This window comes from Mycobacterium sp. (genome assembly GCF_044223235.1).
Lineage (GTDB): Bacteria > Actinomycetota > Actinomycetes > Mycobacteriales > Mycobacteriaceae > Mycobacterium.
The window spans coordinates 21,445-35,832 of record NZ_JBGAME010000034.1 but is presented as its reverse complement, the minus strand read 5'-3'; the positions used below and the strand labels follow the sequence as shown (position 1 = coordinate 35,832).

13 protein-coding genes are annotated in these 14,388 nt (G+C 68.5%); 10 read left to right on the top strand and 3 right to left on the bottom strand.

The genetic code is table 11. The features are described from left to right. Window positions 1–1,112 (top strand): acetate--CoA ligase family protein (locus ADBZ6K_RS24630; protein WP_526351653.1); only part of this gene is annotated, 1,112 nt, incomplete at its 5' end. On the opposite strand, the gene ADBZ6K_RS24625 is transcribed toward ADBZ6K_RS24630, so the two are convergent. Beyond that, window positions 1,050–2,192 (bottom strand): ROK family protein, encoded by a 1,143-nt coding sequence (locus ADBZ6K_RS24625; protein WP_526351651.1) that lies wholly within the window; start codon window positions 2,190–2,192, stop codon window positions 1,050–1,052. The two genes, ADBZ6K_RS24630 and ADBZ6K_RS24625, sit on opposite strands and share 63 nt — an antisense overlap. 73 nt (window positions 2,193–2,265) lie before the next feature. Between ADBZ6K_RS24625 and xylA the strand changes: the two genes are divergently transcribed. From xylA to ADBZ6K_RS24600, 5 genes are all read left to right on the top strand, one after another. Then, window positions 2,266–3,501, top strand: coding sequence for a xylose isomerase (xylA, locus tag ADBZ6K_RS24620; protein ID WP_526351649.1), 1,236 nt, complete (start codon window positions 2,266–2,268; stop codon window positions 3,499–3,501). An 85-nt stretch (window positions 3,502–3,586) separates the two neighbouring features. Beyond that, window positions 3,587–4,675, top strand: coding sequence for a sugar ABC transporter substrate-binding protein (locus ADBZ6K_RS24615; RefSeq protein WP_526351647.1), 1,089 nt, complete (start codon window positions 3,587–3,589; stop codon window positions 4,673–4,675). 16 nt (window positions 4,676–4,691) lie between these two features. Then, window positions 4,692–5,489, top strand: coding sequence for an ATP-binding cassette domain-containing protein (locus ADBZ6K_RS24610; protein ID WP_526351645.1), 798 nt, complete (start codon window positions 4,692–4,694; stop codon window positions 5,487–5,489). 35 nt (window positions 5,490–5,524) lie between these two features. Beyond that, window positions 5,525–6,841, top strand: a complete 1,317-nt coding sequence (locus ADBZ6K_RS24605; protein WP_526351643.1) for a sugar ABC transporter permease — start codon at window positions 5,525–5,527, stop codon at window positions 6,839–6,841. Between the two features lie 78 nt (window positions 6,842–6,919). Continuing rightward, window positions 6,920–8,071, top strand: coding sequence for an ROK family protein (locus ADBZ6K_RS24600; RefSeq protein WP_526351641.1), 1,152 nt, complete (start codon window positions 6,920–6,922; stop codon window positions 8,069–8,071). A 127-nt stretch (window positions 8,072–8,198) separates the two neighbouring features. Here ADBZ6K_RS24600 and ADBZ6K_RS24595 read toward each other — a convergent pair whose 3' ends face one another. Beyond that, window positions 8,199–9,425, bottom strand: a complete 1,227-nt coding sequence (locus ADBZ6K_RS24595) for an NAD(P)/FAD-dependent oxidoreductase (RefSeq protein ID WP_526351639.1) — start codon at window positions 9,423–9,425, stop codon at window positions 8,199–8,201. Window positions 9,426–9,483: 58 nt separating this feature from the next. On the opposite strand from ADBZ6K_RS24595, the gene ADBZ6K_RS24590 reads away from it, so the two are divergent. The 4 genes from ADBZ6K_RS24590 to ADBZ6K_RS24575 all read left to right on the top strand — a co-directional run bounded on the left by ADBZ6K_RS24590 (window position 9,484) and on the right by ADBZ6K_RS24575 (window position 13,018). Beyond that, window positions 9,484–10,680, top strand: a complete 1,197-nt coding sequence (locus ADBZ6K_RS24590; RefSeq protein ID WP_526351637.1) for an acyl-CoA dehydrogenase family protein — start codon at window positions 9,484–9,486, stop codon at window positions 10,678–10,680. A gap of 115 nt (window positions 10,681–10,795) precedes the next feature. Beyond that, on the top strand, window positions 10,796–12,172 hold the full coding sequence (locus ADBZ6K_RS24585; protein WP_526351635.1) for a S8 family serine peptidase: 1,377 nt from the start codon (window positions 10,796–10,798) through the stop codon (window positions 12,170–12,172). Between the two features lie 64 nt (window positions 12,173–12,236). Continuing rightward, window positions 12,237–12,473 (top strand): hypothetical protein, encoded by a 237-nt coding sequence (locus ADBZ6K_RS24580; protein ID WP_526351633.1) that lies wholly within the window; start codon window positions 12,237–12,239, stop codon window positions 12,471–12,473. Between the two features lie 110 nt (window positions 12,474–12,583). Then, complete coding sequence (locus tag ADBZ6K_RS24575; RefSeq protein WP_526351657.1) at window positions 12,584–13,018, top strand: acyl-CoA thioesterase; 435 nt, start codon at window positions 12,584–12,586, stop codon at window positions 13,016–13,018. Between the two features lie 86 nt (window positions 13,019–13,104). Here ADBZ6K_RS24575 and ADBZ6K_RS24570 read toward each other — a convergent pair whose 3' ends face one another. After that, entirely contained in the window at window positions 13,105–14,346 is a 1,242-nt protein-coding gene (locus tag ADBZ6K_RS24570; RefSeq protein ID WP_526351631.1) for a uracil-xanthine permease family protein, read from the bottom strand. Between the last annotated feature and the right edge of the window lie 42 nt (window positions 14,347–14,388).

Sequence of the window (14,388 nt, the reverse complement as noted above, 5' to 3'; positions counted from 1 at the left end):
ACCTGGCCCACGAACTCGACGTCGAGTTCGCCGACCTCGCACAGGGGACGGTCGCGGCCATCGCGGAGGTGCTCGACGAGGGCCTGGTCGCCGGTAATCCACTCGATGTCTGGGGTACCGGCGCGGACACCCGCCAGTTGTTCGGGGCATGCCTGCGGTTGATGGCGAACGATCCCGGCGTCGGCGTGACCGCGCTGGCCGTCGACCTGGTGTCCGAGTTCGACGGCGACACGGCCTATTCCGACGCGGTGCTGGATGCGGCCGCGGAGACTGACGCCCCGCTGGCGGTACTCACCTCCGTTTCCTCGGCGATCGACCCGGCGGCGGCAGCGCGGCTGCGGGACAACGGAATTGCGGTGCTCGAAGGCGCCAGAAGCGGGCTGGCGGCGCTCGGCCACCTGGCCCGCTGGCCGTTGCCTCGTGACGACGCGGCCGGGCGCGTATCGCCGCAGCGGCGGGCGCGCTGGCGGGCGGCGGTACTGTCGGGCACCGCCGATCCGGTGGGCCTGCTGCGCGACTACTGTGTGCCCGTTGCGGATTCACGCACCGCATCGTCGCTGGAGGAGACACTGGCGGCCGCCGACGAGATCGGCTATCCGGTGGCGCTGAAAACCCTTGGCGCATCCCATAAGAGCGATGTCGGCGGGGTCATGCTCGGGGTGGCCGACCCGGTACGGTTGGCGCAGGGCTACGCCTCGATGTCCGTGAGGCTGGGTCCCGCGGTCACGGTGTCGGCGATGGCGGCCGCGGGCGTCGAGATGTCGGTGGGGTTCGTCCGCGACGAGGTGTTCGGGCCGCTGGTAGTGGTGGCCGCGGGCGGAACGATGGTCGAGCTGCTCGCCGACCGGGTGGTGGCCTGCCCGCCGGTGTCGCGGGGCGGGGCGCATCGGCTGCTGGACCGGCTGCGGATCCGGCGCCTGCTGCGTGGCTGGCGCGGTGCCCCGCCGTGTGATGTCGACGCGCTCGCCACGGTGATCGTGGGTGTTTCCGAACTGGCCACCGAGCTGTCCGAGGTGCTCGACGCGGTCGAGGCGAACCCGGTCATCGCCTCAGCCGGTGGCGTCGTCGCTGTCGACGCGCTGGTGATACCCCGTCGCGGGATCGGACAGTAGCGGTGCGAACGCCAACTCGGCCGCACCGATCATCAGCGTCTCGGATCCGAGGCTAGCCGGCACGATCCGGACCAGCTCGTGCGGCGTTTTCATGCTGTGGCGGGCGACGGCCTCATCGAGCACACCGGCTGCGCGCCTGGGGAATTCGCCGAGGAAGCCGCCGAGCACGATCAGCCGCGGGTTCAGCATGTTGACCGCGTTGCCCAGGGCGATGCCGAGATACCGGGCCTGGCCCTCGACGTCGGTGCGATCCTGGCTGACCTCGGTCTCCAGACACCCGACCCGGCCGCAGTGGCAGGGATCGGCGCCGCCGACGAAGGTATGCCCGAGTTCGCCGGCGTAACCCGCGGCACCCTCGAGCAGGGTACCCGCGACGATGAAGCCGGCGCCGATGCCGGAGGCGCCGCCGTTGACGTAAATCATGTGGTCGATCACGGGGTCGATCATGTGGCGCGGATTCCCGTGCCTGCCGAACAGGTGCTCGGCGATGGCGCCGGCGTTCGCGTCGTTGGCGGCGAACACGGGCAACCCGGTCGCCTCGCCGAGCATCCGTCCGATCTGTTCGTCGTTCCAGCCGAGGTGGGGAGCCATCCGGACCTCGGAGCCCGGTGCGTGCACCAGCCCGGGAACCGCCACCCCGATCGCGGTGATGGACTGGCCGGAATCGAGGCGCCGCCGCATCTGCGCGACGGCGTCCGCGGCGATCGTCACGGTCTCGGCGACGGTCGGGATGCCTGCGGTCGGCACCCGCTCGACGGTGCGGACCCGGCCACCCAATGCAACCAATCCAACCGTGATGCAGTCGATTTCGGGGTTGACCGCGATGGCAAGGGTGCGGTTGCCCGGGCGCACGATGGGGCTGGGCCTGCCCACCTGTGCCGCGGTCCCCGGCTCCGCCACCGCCTCATCGACCAGTCCGCCGCCCGCAAGCTCCTCCACCAGATCCTTGACGGTCGAGCGGGACAACCCAGTCCGTCGGGTCACCTCGGCGCGGCTGAGCGCACCGTGCCGATGCACCAACGTCAGCACCGCCGACAGGTTGCGGCGGCGTACGTCGTCACTTCTGGTGCCGGTCCTCACAGTCCTCCTTGACAGTAGCTTGCATCACATCTTATGTTCGGAGACAGAACAAATCCACCGTCAGGAGCGTCCCATGTCCGTCCTCGAGTCCCACGTCCCGGCCGGCGGCACCGCCGCCGATGCCCTCGTGCCGAAGCCGTCCGACAAGTTCTCGTTCGGCCTCTGGACGATCGGATGGCCCGCGGGCGACCCCTTCGGTGTGCCAACCAGGCCCGCCCTCGACGTGGTGGAGGCGGTGGAGCGGCTCGCCGAACTGGGTGCGTACGGTCTGACCTTCCACGACGACGACCTGTTCCCGTTCGGCTGTTCCGACGACGAGCGGCGGCGGGCGATCGGAAGGCTGAGCACGGCACTGCAGGCCACCGGCATGGTGGTGCCGATGGTGACGACGAACCTGTTCACCCAGCCGGTGTTCAAGGACGGCGGATTCACCAGCAACGATCGGGCGGTGCGGCGATTCGCGCTGCGCAAGGTGCTGCGCAACCTCGACCTCGCCGGTGAGCTCGGTGCGCAGACGTTCGTCCTGTGGGGTGGCAGGGAAGGTAGCGAGTACGACAGCGCCAAGGACGTCCGAGCGGCGTTCGACCGGTACCGGGAGGCGCTGGACCTGTTGTGCCAGTACGTAATCGACCAGGGGTACCCGCTGCGGTTCGCCATCGAACCCAAGCCCAACGAGCCGCGTGGTGACATCCTGCTACCCACGGTCGGGCATGCGCTGGCGTTCATCGATACGCTGGCTCACCCCGAGCTGGTCGGGGTCAATCCCGAGACCGGCCACGAGCAGATGGCTGGCCTGAACTTCATGCACGGGATCAGCCAGGCGCTCTACCGCGGAAAGCTGTTCCATATCGACCTCAACGGTCAGCGCGGGATCAAGTTCGACCAGGATCTGGTGTTCGGCCACGGCGACCTCGCCAACGCGTTCGCGCTCGTCGACCTGCTGGAGAACGGCGGCCCGGACGGCGGGCCCAGCTACGGCGGCCCGCGGCACTTCGACTACAAGCCGAGTCGCACCGAGGACAGCGTCGGTGTGTGGGAGTCGGCCGCGGCGAACATGCGCATGTACCTGTTGCTCAAGCAGCGGGCGGCGGCGTTCCGCGCCGACCCCGAAGTCGCCGAGGCGCTGCGGGCGGCCCGGGTCGGCGAGTTGAGGGTGCCCACCCTCAACTCGGGGGAAACCTATGTCGAGTTGCTGGCCGACCGGTCGGCATACGAGGACTTCGACCCCGACTCTTATTTCGGGGCAAAGGGTTTCGGTTTCGTCCGGCTCAACCAGTTGGCGACCGAACACCTGATGGGCGCTCGCTGACACGCGTTTCAATTTCACTCTGGACGTGATGCACGTCACGCTATATGTTGTGCGAGGCAACAAAAGGATGGGAAAGGCGGTCTTCATGAAACGAGCGAGCGGGCTGATGTTTGCCGTGGTGGTCGGAGCCGGATTCGCCCTCAGCGGCTGCGGCAGCGGTGGCGGCGGCGGTAGCACCGAGACCACCGGCGGCGCGTCGGCGCAGGCCGGCAAGGTCGGCGTGATCCTGCCCGACACCAAGTCGTCGGTGCGTTGGGAGTCCAAGGACCGGCCCGAGCTGGAGGCCGCCTTCAAGGCCGCGGGTATCGACTACACGATCCAGAACGCCGAGGGCTCCGCGGACAACATGGCCACCATCGCCGACGGCATGATCGCCGACGGCGTCACCGTGCTCGCCATCGTCAACCTGGACTCCGACAGCGGTGCCGCCATTCAGGAGAAGGCGGCCAGCCAGGGCGTCAAGACCATCGACTACGACCGGCTCACCCTGGGCGGGTCCGCCGACGTGTACGTTTCGTTCGACAACACCAAGGTCGGCGAGCTGCAGGGCCAGGGCCTGGTGGACTGCCTGGCGGGCAATCCGGCGAATGTGGTGTTCCTCAACGGATCTCCCACGGACAACAACGCCACCCTGTTCACCGCGGGCGCCCACTCGGTGGTGGACAAGACACCGACGATCACGATCGTCGGTGAGCAGGCCGTGCCCGATTGGGACAACGACAAGGCCGTCACCATCTTCGAGCAGCTCTACACCGCGGCCGACGGCAAGGTCGACGGCGTCTATGCCGCCAACGACGGGCTCGCCGGTTCGGTCATCTCGATCCTGGAGAAGAACGGGCGCGCCGGCCAGGTGCCGGTGACCGGCCAGGACGCGACCGTCGAGGGGCTGCAGAACATCCTCGCCGGAACCCAGTGCATGACCGTGTACAAGTCGGCGAAGGAAGAGGCGGGTGCGCTGGCCAAGGCCGCCATCGCACTGGTCAACGGCGAGCAGCCGGAAACCAACGGCACCTCGCGCGACGACACCGGCGGCCGCGACGTCCCGTCCATCCTGCTGACCCCCAAGTCGATCACCAAGGACAACGTCGACGTCGTGTTCACCGACGGCGGTCAGGCCAAGGAAGACGTCTGCACCGGGCAGTTCGCCGCCGCCTGCACCGCAGCAGGGTTGTAGATCGACGGTGACGGGCATGACAGGGACGACGCGTACCGGCCCCGAGCCGATCCTCGAACTGCGGGGTGTGAACAAGAGTTTCGGAGTCGTGCACGTGCTGCACGACGTCGACTTCCAGGTTTACCCGGGTGAGGTGACCGCACTGGTCGGCGACAACGGTGCCGGTAAGTCGACCCTGGTCAAGGCGATCGCGGGGATCTATCCGATCGACACCGGCAGCTACCTGTTCGAAGGTAAGCCGGTGACCGTGCACGGGCCCAATGACGTTGCGGCCCTTGGTATCGAGGTCGTCTATCAGGATCTGGCGCTGTGCGACAACCTCGACATCGTCCAGAACATGTTCCTCGGCCGCGAACTCAAGCGGCACGGGACGCTGGACGAGGCCAGGATGGAGTCGATGGCGCGCGAGGCGCTGACCTCCCTGTCGGTGCGGACGGTCAAGTCGGTGCGCACCTCGGTGTCCAGCCTGTCGGGCGGTCAGCGGCAGACGGTGGCGATCGCCAAATCGGTGCTGTGGAACTCCAAGGTGGTGCTGCTCGACGAGCCCACCGCCGCGCTCGGGGTGGCACAGACCCGTCAAGTGCTCGACCTGGTGCGGCGGCTGGCCGATCAGGGCCTGGGCGTGGTGTTCATCTCGCACAACATGGTTGACGTGTTCGAGGTCGCCGACCGGGTCTGTGCGCTGTATCTGGGGCGGGTGGCCGCGGAGGTCAAGGCCTCCGAGGTCAGCCACAGCCAGATCGTCGAACTGATCACCGCAGGTCGTTCCGGCAGCCTCGGCCTTGCGCCGGCCGAGGCCGCCCAATCGATGTAGAGGACAATCCGAGATGACCCCGAAATGACCCCGAAATGACCAAGCCCGACGCCGCGCCCAGTGCGGCTGGCCTCAGCCCGCGCAACGCCGCCCGCACCGGATCGAAGCTGGCCGACGCCGACTTCGCGGCGGATTCCCGCAGCGACACCACGTTCGGCGACGCCGTGCGCAGCTATCTGGGGCGGGTCCGCGGCGGTGACATGGGTTCGCTTCCCGCGGTTCTCGGCCTCGTGGTGTTGTTCGCGGTGTTCGGGCTGGCCAACAGCCGGTTCACCTCCGCGCTCAACCTGGCCAATCTCGTCACCCAGGCCGGCTCGATCTGTGTGCTGGCGATGGGTCTGGTGTTCGTGCTGCTGCTCGGCGACATCGACCTGTCGGCAGGCGTGGCGGGCGGGGTGTCGGCCTGTGTGATGGCGCTGATGATGGTCAACCAGGGCTGGCCGTGGTGGGCCGGAATCCTGGCGGGCGTGGTGTGCGGAGCGTTGATCGGCCTGGCGATCGGCGTGTTGTGCGCCAAACTCGGTATCCCGTCGTTCGTGGTGACACTGGCCTTCTTCCTCGGCCTTCAGGGGGTGACGCTCAAGCTGATCGGTGAGGGCGGCTCGGTGCGGGTGGACGATCCGGTGATCCGCGGCATCACCATCTCCAACTTGTCGGTCTCGACGGGATGGGTTCTTGCGCTTGTCATCTCGGTAGGGTTCGCCGCACTGGAGCTCTACCGGCACCGCACCAAGGTCACGCTGGGGTTGACGCATTCGCCGCTGGGCGTGGTGGCCGCCAGGATCACGGCGGTGGCGGCAGTCACGCTCGGGGTCACCTACCTGATGAACCTGAACCGCAGCGTGAACCCCAACGTCGAGATCCGGGGCATCCCGTATGTGCTGCCGGTCGTCGGGCTGCTGCTGATCGTGCTGACGTTCGTGCTGAACCGGACCGCCTACGGCAGGCACATCTACGCCGTCGGCGGCAACCGGGAGGCGGCGCGGCGAGCGGGTATTCCGGTTGCGCGCATCCGGATCTCGGTGTTCGTGGTGTGTTCCTCGCTTGCCGCGTTGAGCGGTATCATCGCCGCCTCCTACGGCGGTAAGGTTTCGGCGTCCTCCGGTGCGGGCAACACCCTGCTGTATGCGGTCGGTGCGGCGGTGATCGGTGGCACCAGCCTGTTCGGCGGGCGGGGCCGCGCACTGGATGCGGTCATCGGTGGCGTGGTGGTGGCCACCATCGCCAACGGCCTTGGCCTGCTGAACCAATCGTCGTACATCAATTTCCTTGTCACCGGCGGTGTTCTGCTGCTGGCCGCGAGCGTGGACGCGATCTCCCGCAGGCGTCGCTCGGCCGCGGGCCTGAGCTGATGAGGTAAGACTGTGGGCGCGACAAGTGCCCGCTCGGGGACCAATCAGGAGAATGTCCGCCGACACAACCTGAGCACGATGCTGCAGCATCTCCACCTGTCGGGTCAGCTGTCGAGGTCGTCGCTGACCACCCTGATGGGCCTGAACCGCAGCACGATCGCCGCACTGGTCGGCGAGCTCGAACAGCTCGGACTGGTCGAACAGCAGGCGCCAGGCGCGTCGGTCCGACCGGCGGCCGGACGCCCGTCGGTCGGCGTCGCGGCAACCGAACACGTCTACGTCCTTGCCGTCGATGTGCGGGTGTCGGGACTGGTGGTGGCTCGCGTCGGGCTCGGCGGGATGGTGCTCTCGCACGTGACGGCGCCGATCCCCGGCGGTTGCTCGCCGCAGGAGGCCGCCGATGCCACCGTCGCGATGGCACGCTCGGTTCTGGGCGATGCCGAACCCGCCTCGGTGCTCGCCGGGGTAGGGGTGAGCGTTCCCGGCATCATCGACCGGGACGGCGGAATCGTGCGGCTGGCACCGAATCTCGAGTGGCGCGACGTCCCGTTCGCCGACATGCTCGCCCATGCGCTGGACACCAGCATGCGGCCCGTGCTTGGCAACGACGCGGACCACGGTGCGCTCGCCGAGCACTTGCGCGGAGTGGGGAGGGGCGTCGACGACCTTGTGTACATTTCCGGTGAGGTGGGCGTCGGCGCCGGACTCATCGCCGGGGGCAGACCCGTCAGCGGGGCATCGGGATATGCAGGGGAGATCGGCCATCTACCCTTCGGCGACGGGGCCCGACCATGCCACTGCGGCGCGCGGGGGTGCTGGGAGACCGAGATCGGCGCCGCGGCGCTGGCCGAAGCCGTCGGCTTCCCGACGGACCGGATCACCGACTTCGCCGCCCACCTCGACGGATTGGATTCCGCGCCTGCCGAACTCGCGACGATCGGCCGCCGCCTCGGTCGCGGTCTTGCCGGCCTGGTGAACCTGCTGAACCCCAGCATGATCGTGCTCGGCGGCTACCTGCGATCGGTGTATCCATGGCTGGAATCCGATGTGCTGGAAGAGATGTCGATACGCGCGCTGCAGGTCTCGGGTATGCGGCCGCGGATCGTGTTACCCGGACTGGGAGATCGGTCGGTGCTGATCGGTGCGGCGGAGGTGGCGTTCCGCGCGCTGCTCGACGATCCGGTCGGCTGTCTGCCGCTGGCGCAGCGCACGGCCGATCTTGTCGGCTAGCCTTCGCCGAGTTCTGGGTGTGGGCTGGCCGCACACGACCTTTCACGACCGCTGTGCAGAAGTCGGCGCAAAAGGAGACCCCAGTCCTCGAGTTCAGCGTCGACGGCGCCGGCCAGCACGGGTGTCATCACCTGGTGACTCTGTCGTTGTCCTGTCTGGCAACGTTTTCCGGGAACGGAAGTGAGATGGGTTCGGGCGTCAGCCTGCTGTGCCCGTCGGCGTCGAAGCGGTCGAGGCCAAGATCGGTGAGGTCGAGCCAGTCGCAGGAGCCGGTGGTGGTGAGGTCGGCGGCCACCTGGGCGACCGCGGGTCCCCACATCATCCCGTGGCCCGCGGCGCTGGCGACGACGGTACCGTCCACCGGGCCGTCGGCGGTGAGCAGCGGTCCGAGGATCGGCAGATGGTCGGGGGTGTAGTCGATCGTCGCCGCCCAGCTCCGGCGCAGGCCGAGCCCGGCGACGGCGGGGAAGAGCTCCTCGATGCGGTCACGGGCCTTGAGGTAGTAGACGTCGTCGAAGTCGATCGCGACTCCCGGCCGCTCGTCCGGATTGCTCATACCCCACAGTAGGCCGCCGGATTCACCTGGCCGCCAATAGATTCCGGAGGTGATGTCGAAGACCATCGGTAGCTCGTACACGTTGAGTCCGGGTAGTGGTGCCGTCACGACAACCTGGTGGCGGGTGCCGCCCGCCGGTATGCGCCCACCCGCCGCCGCGCCGACGTCAGCCAGTTGTGGTCCGCCGGTGAGCACCACCCGGTCGGTGTCGATCGGGCCGGCCGAGGTGTCCACACCGACGACCCGGCCGCCCGAGGTGCGCAGACCGGTGAACGCGCAGCGTTCCCTGACGTCGACACGGTGGGCGGTCAGCGCAGCGGTGTAGGCCAGGACGTTGCGGGGTGCGTCGATGTAACCGTCGCCGGGTGCGTAGGAAGCGCCAAGCGTCGCACCCTTCGCGACACCGGTGTGCCTGGCGTCGATGTCGGAGCCCGACAGCCACTCGACGTCGAGACCGATGCTGCGCTGCAGCGCGATCCGATCGTGGGCCTGGCGCACCTCGGGATCGGAGAAGCACGGCATCAGGTAACCCTGGGCGACGAAGCCGCAGTCGAGCGGGAAGCGGTCACCGCTGGCGCGGTAGAACTCCTGGGCGCGCAGGCCCAGCCGGATCGCAGTCTCCGTTCCGCCCTGGGCGCGCACCATACCCGCCGCGCGACTGCTGGCGCCTTCGCCCAGAGTCGCGGCGTCGAGCAGTACCACATGGGGCACACCGCTTTCGGCGAGCAGCACTGCCGTCCACGCGCCGACCGTTCCGCCGCCCACGACGATGACATCGGCATTGTGGGACCTGGTCATACTATGGAACGCTGGCATAGACTGAACGCTCAGTCAAGTGGTTGGACGAGTATTAGGGGTGCCGGTGTACGCGCTGAGCGAACAGGATCTGCTGCTCCGGGAAACAGCGCGCGCCTTCGTCGAATCGCTGATGCCCTTCGAGGTGGAAGCCGAGCTCGCCGGCGGCGTCCTGCCCAAGGAGGTGACGGCCGAGCATCGGGCGCGCGCAATCGAATTGGGTCTCTATGCCACCAACATGCCGACGTCGGTGGGCGGGCCCGGCTGTACCGCGCTACAGCAGGTGCTCGTGCAGGAGCAGTGCGGCCGGGTGACCAACGGTCTGGCCTGGGTGATGGCCACCCCGCCGCAGTGGTGGCCCGAGGTGGCCACCGACTACCAGCGCGAGCGCTGGCTGCTGCCCAGCGTGCGCGGGGACAAGCATGAGGCGTACGCGATCACCGAAGAGTTCGCCGGCTCCGACGTCTCGGAACTGCAGACCACCGCGCGCCGGTACGGCGACGGCGAAAACGGCGAAAATTACGTCATCGACGGCACCAAATGGCACGTCACCTCGTTCAACCTGGCCGACTACGTCTTCGTCGAGGCCGTCCTCTCCGAGGGGGAGCACGCCGGTGACCACGTGCTGCTCGTCGTCGATCTGCCGTGGCCGGGAGTCGAGGTCATCCGCACCCCGCACTACTCCCACCACATCGCCGACCAGCACCCGATCGTCGCGTTCACCGACGTCCGAGTGCCCGCGGCCAACCTGGTCGGCGCCGAAGGCGGACCCATGACGTTCACCCAGGACTGGTTCCGCTTCGAACGGCTGATGGTCGCGGCCCGCTGCGTGGGAGCGGCCCAGCGACTGGTCGACGAGACGACGGCATTCGCGCGGACCCGCATCATCGGGGGGCGGCCGCTGGGCGAGTACCAGCTGGTGGCGGGCATGCTGGCCGACAGCGCGACGGAGCTGTTCGCCGCGCGGACAATGCTCTACGAGGTCGCCCGCTCGATCGACGGCGGCGCCGACCGCAAGATCCTGCACGGTCAGGCGTCGATGGCCAAGCTGTACTGCTCGGAGATGGCGGGACGGGTCGCCGACCGGGCCGTACAGATCTTCGGCGGTCGCGGCTACATGCGGGAGAACGTCGCCGAGCGGATGTTCCGCGAGCTGCGGGTGGAGCGCATCTGGGAGGGCGCCAGCGAATTGCAGCGTCTCATCGTGGCGGGTCAGATGATGAAGCGGGGGACCGCCGCGCTGCTCGACCCCAGCTGAGCCCTCGCGGCCTGCCCGCGTCAATCCCATTGGGCCGCCTGGCGAACCGATCATTCCGCCGAGGCCACGACACTGAGTCGATACGATCCGGACCAGTGTCGTAAGGAGTTTCGTCATGGCCGAGAGCAGACGTACCCGCGCCGCGACCCGCGGCACCAAGCCGTCGCCGCCAGTCGCGCGTGACGACGGCCGACCCGGCGTACTGATCACCTTCCGTCGCGAGCAGCTGGATGCCAGCCTGGCCGGACTGAAGAGTGCCGCGGGCATCGCCACCGTGGCGTTGGCGCGTGACTTCGAGTCGGGCGCGGTCGATCTCGCACAGACCGACGACAGCGACATGGTGGTGTTCGACGCGCTCGGGATCGGGGTGGCCGCGGTCGATCCAGACCAGCTGGGCAGCGTCATGCGCGCGGTCGCCGATGACGCGGGAATCGTGCACGTCGAACCGGAGCCGGTGTTCTGGGCGACCGGCTCACCGCTCTCCCCGGAATCGTTGGCGTACCTGCGCGGCTACCGCGACGCGGTCGACCATCTCTATGACCGGCTGGCGGGTGACGACTCGGACCTCGGTGAACTCGCGGCGACCGCCGAGGCATACCGGGACAACGCCGTGCGCACCTGGGGACTGGCCGCGACGCAGGTCATCGATGCGACGGCCACCGGCCGCGGGGTGAAGCTGGCGGTGCTGGACACCGGCATCGACCTGGACCACCCGGACTTCGTCGGGCGTGCCATCACCTCGGAGTCGTTCATCCCGGGACAGGCCGTGCAGGACGAGAACGGACACGGTACGCACTGCGCGGGAACCGCCGCGGGCCCGCAATCGCCGGGCAGCGGACCCCGATACGGCATCGCGTCGGACGCCACGCTGTTCGTCGGCAAGGTGCTGTCCAACCAGGGCTCGGCACGGGGTAGATCGACCCTGGCCGGGATCGAATGGGCGCTGCGCAACGGCTGCCGGGTGATCTCGATGTCGCTCGGCGCACCGGTGTCCGCGGGCGCCGCGTTCTCGGTGGCGTTCGAGCAGGTTGGAAAGGCTGCGCTGGCCGCGAATGCGCTCGTCGTCGCCGCCGCGGGCAACGACAGCGAGCGCCGCTCCGGTGTCATCGCCCCGGTCAACAGCCCGGCGAACTGCCCGTCGATCATGGCCGTCGCCGCGGTCGACCGTTTCCTGCGTGTCGCCGACTTCTCCTGCGGCGGGATCAATTCCGACGGGCGCGTCGATATCAGCGGGCCCGGCGTCGCCGTCCTGTCCAGTACGCCCGACCCCGCGCCTCCGCTGCAGCCGCCCGTGTTCCATCGGTGGCGAGCCAGGACCGACTCGGTGAACGGGACGAGTCAGGCGACGCCGCATGTGGCGGGCATCGCCGCCCTGCTGCGCGAAGCCGAACCCGAGATCGCCGCGGCCGACCTCTGGCGGCGTCTCGTCTCGGGCGCGCGAGCGTTGCCCCTGCCGGTGCGCGACGTCGGCGCCGGGCTCGTCCAGGTGTGACGCACGGGCCGTCCTTTGCGGGTGCCTTCGGGCATACTTGTGGCACGCGTCGAGGAGTCAGGCCATGTCGAGTCCGCAGGATGAGAAGTCAACCGGCGTGCTCGTGACCGTCGAGGCGGGCTATCGGGACAGGCTGACCGAGGTGTCGCGCCGCCTGCACGCCGCGGGCCTGATCGAGGGCGAACTGTTCGAATTCTCAGGTGTGATCGCGGGCAAGGCGGCGCGTGAGGACCTGGCCAAGCTCAGCCAGGTCGAGGGTGTGGCGGCGGTGGAACGCGAGCCGACGTTCGGGACTGGTTGATTCCTACGTCGGCGGCTTTCACCGCCGGGCCAGCCGGCTTGCCCGATCGGTGCCGATGGGCTGTGGTTATGGGTGTGACTGACCAAGACGTCCCGCTCGTGACCCTGTCGATGACCGTGCTCATGACCCCGGACATGAGCAACTTCTCGGGCAACGTGCACGGAGGTGCGTTGCTACGGCTGCTCGACCAGGTCGCCTATGCCTGCGGCAGCCAGTACGCCAGTTCGTATGTGGTCACGCTGTCGGTGGACCGCGTGCTCTTCCGCGGTCCGATCAGGGTGGGCGAACTGGTCACCTTCACCGCGTCGGTCAACTACACCGGCCGCACCTCGATGGAGGTCGGGATCCGGGTGGACGCCAAGGAGATAATCACCGGCGTCACCCGGCACGTGAACAGCTGCTACTTCACCATGGTCGCCGTCGACGGCGACGGCCATCCGCATCCGATTCCGCCGCTCGTTCCCGCCACCGAAGCCGCCCGACGGCGGTACGAGGACGCCCAGCGAAGGCGTCGGGCGGCCAGGGAAGCGGACAAGCGCGACTGACCAGCGCCGAGTGTACGGTTGCTGTACACATCGGCCGAGTGGACGCGTAAACAACCGTACATTCGGCGCAATGGGGTCAGCGGGGGTCAGCGGCGGGCGAGCAGATTCATGCCGTGGTACACCAGCAGCGCGGCGATCGAGCCGAGCGCGATACCGGTGAACGTCAGATTGCCTGCCTGCCAGGTGAAATCGGCGATGCCGATGATCAGCGGGATGGCCGCCGTCATCTGGTTGACGGGTTTGGCGAAGTCGACATGGTTGGTGAGCCAGATACGCACACCGAGCACACCCACCAGCCCGTAGAGCACGATCGTCGCGCCGCCGAGCACACCCGGCGGGATCGCCGAGATGGTGGCGCCCACCTTCGGGCACAGTGACAGCGTGATGGCAACCGCCGCGGCGATCCAGTACGCGGCCGTCGAGTAGACGCGGGTGGCCGCCATGACGCCGATGTTCTCCGCGTAGGTGGTGGTCGCCGAACCGCCGCCGGCCCCGGCCAGCACCGTCGCGACCCCGTCGGCGGCCAGCGCGCGGCCCATCACGGGGTCGAGGTCCTTGCCGGTCATCTGGCCGACGGACTTGACGTGCCCGATGTTCTCGGCGACCAGCGCGATGACGGCGGGCAGGAACATCGGCAGCACCGACAGCGTGAACGTCGGCGTCTGGAACTCGGGCAGGCCGAACCACGGCGCCGCCGCGATCGCAGACGTGTCGACGTCGCCGAGCGCCAGCGCCAGCAGGTAGCCGACCACCACGGACAGGAAGATCGCCAGCCTGCCGACGATGCCGCGGAAGAACGCCAGCGTCACCACCAGCAGGACCAGCGTGACGATGCCGACCAGCGGGCCCTGTTCGAAGTTGGACTTCGCGGCGGGGGCGAGGTTGAACCCGATGAGTGCGACGATCGCACCGGTCACCACGGGCGGCAGGGTCACGTCGATCCAGTGCGTGCCGACGATGTGCACGACGGCGCCGATCACCACCAGCGCCAGGCCCACCGCGACTATCCCGCCCAGGGCGCTGCCGGTGCCCTGCGACGCGACCGCCGCGGTGACCGGGGCGATCACCGAGAAGCTGGAACCCAGGTAGCTGGGCAACCGGTTGCCGGTGATGATCAGGAACAGCACGGTGCCGACGCCGGAGAACAGCAGCGTGGTGGCGGGCGGGAAGCCCGTCAGCACCGGCACCAGGAACGTGGCGCCGAACATCGCGACCACATGCTGCGCGCCGATCCCGATGGTGCGGGGCCAGTCCAGACGTTCGTCCGGGGCGACGACGAAGGTGCTGTCGGCGCGTGATTCGACATGCTTCCAGGTCAGTGGGATCACGGGCTACCCTTTCGCTCCTCGCGTGCGCGGTGCATATTTCGC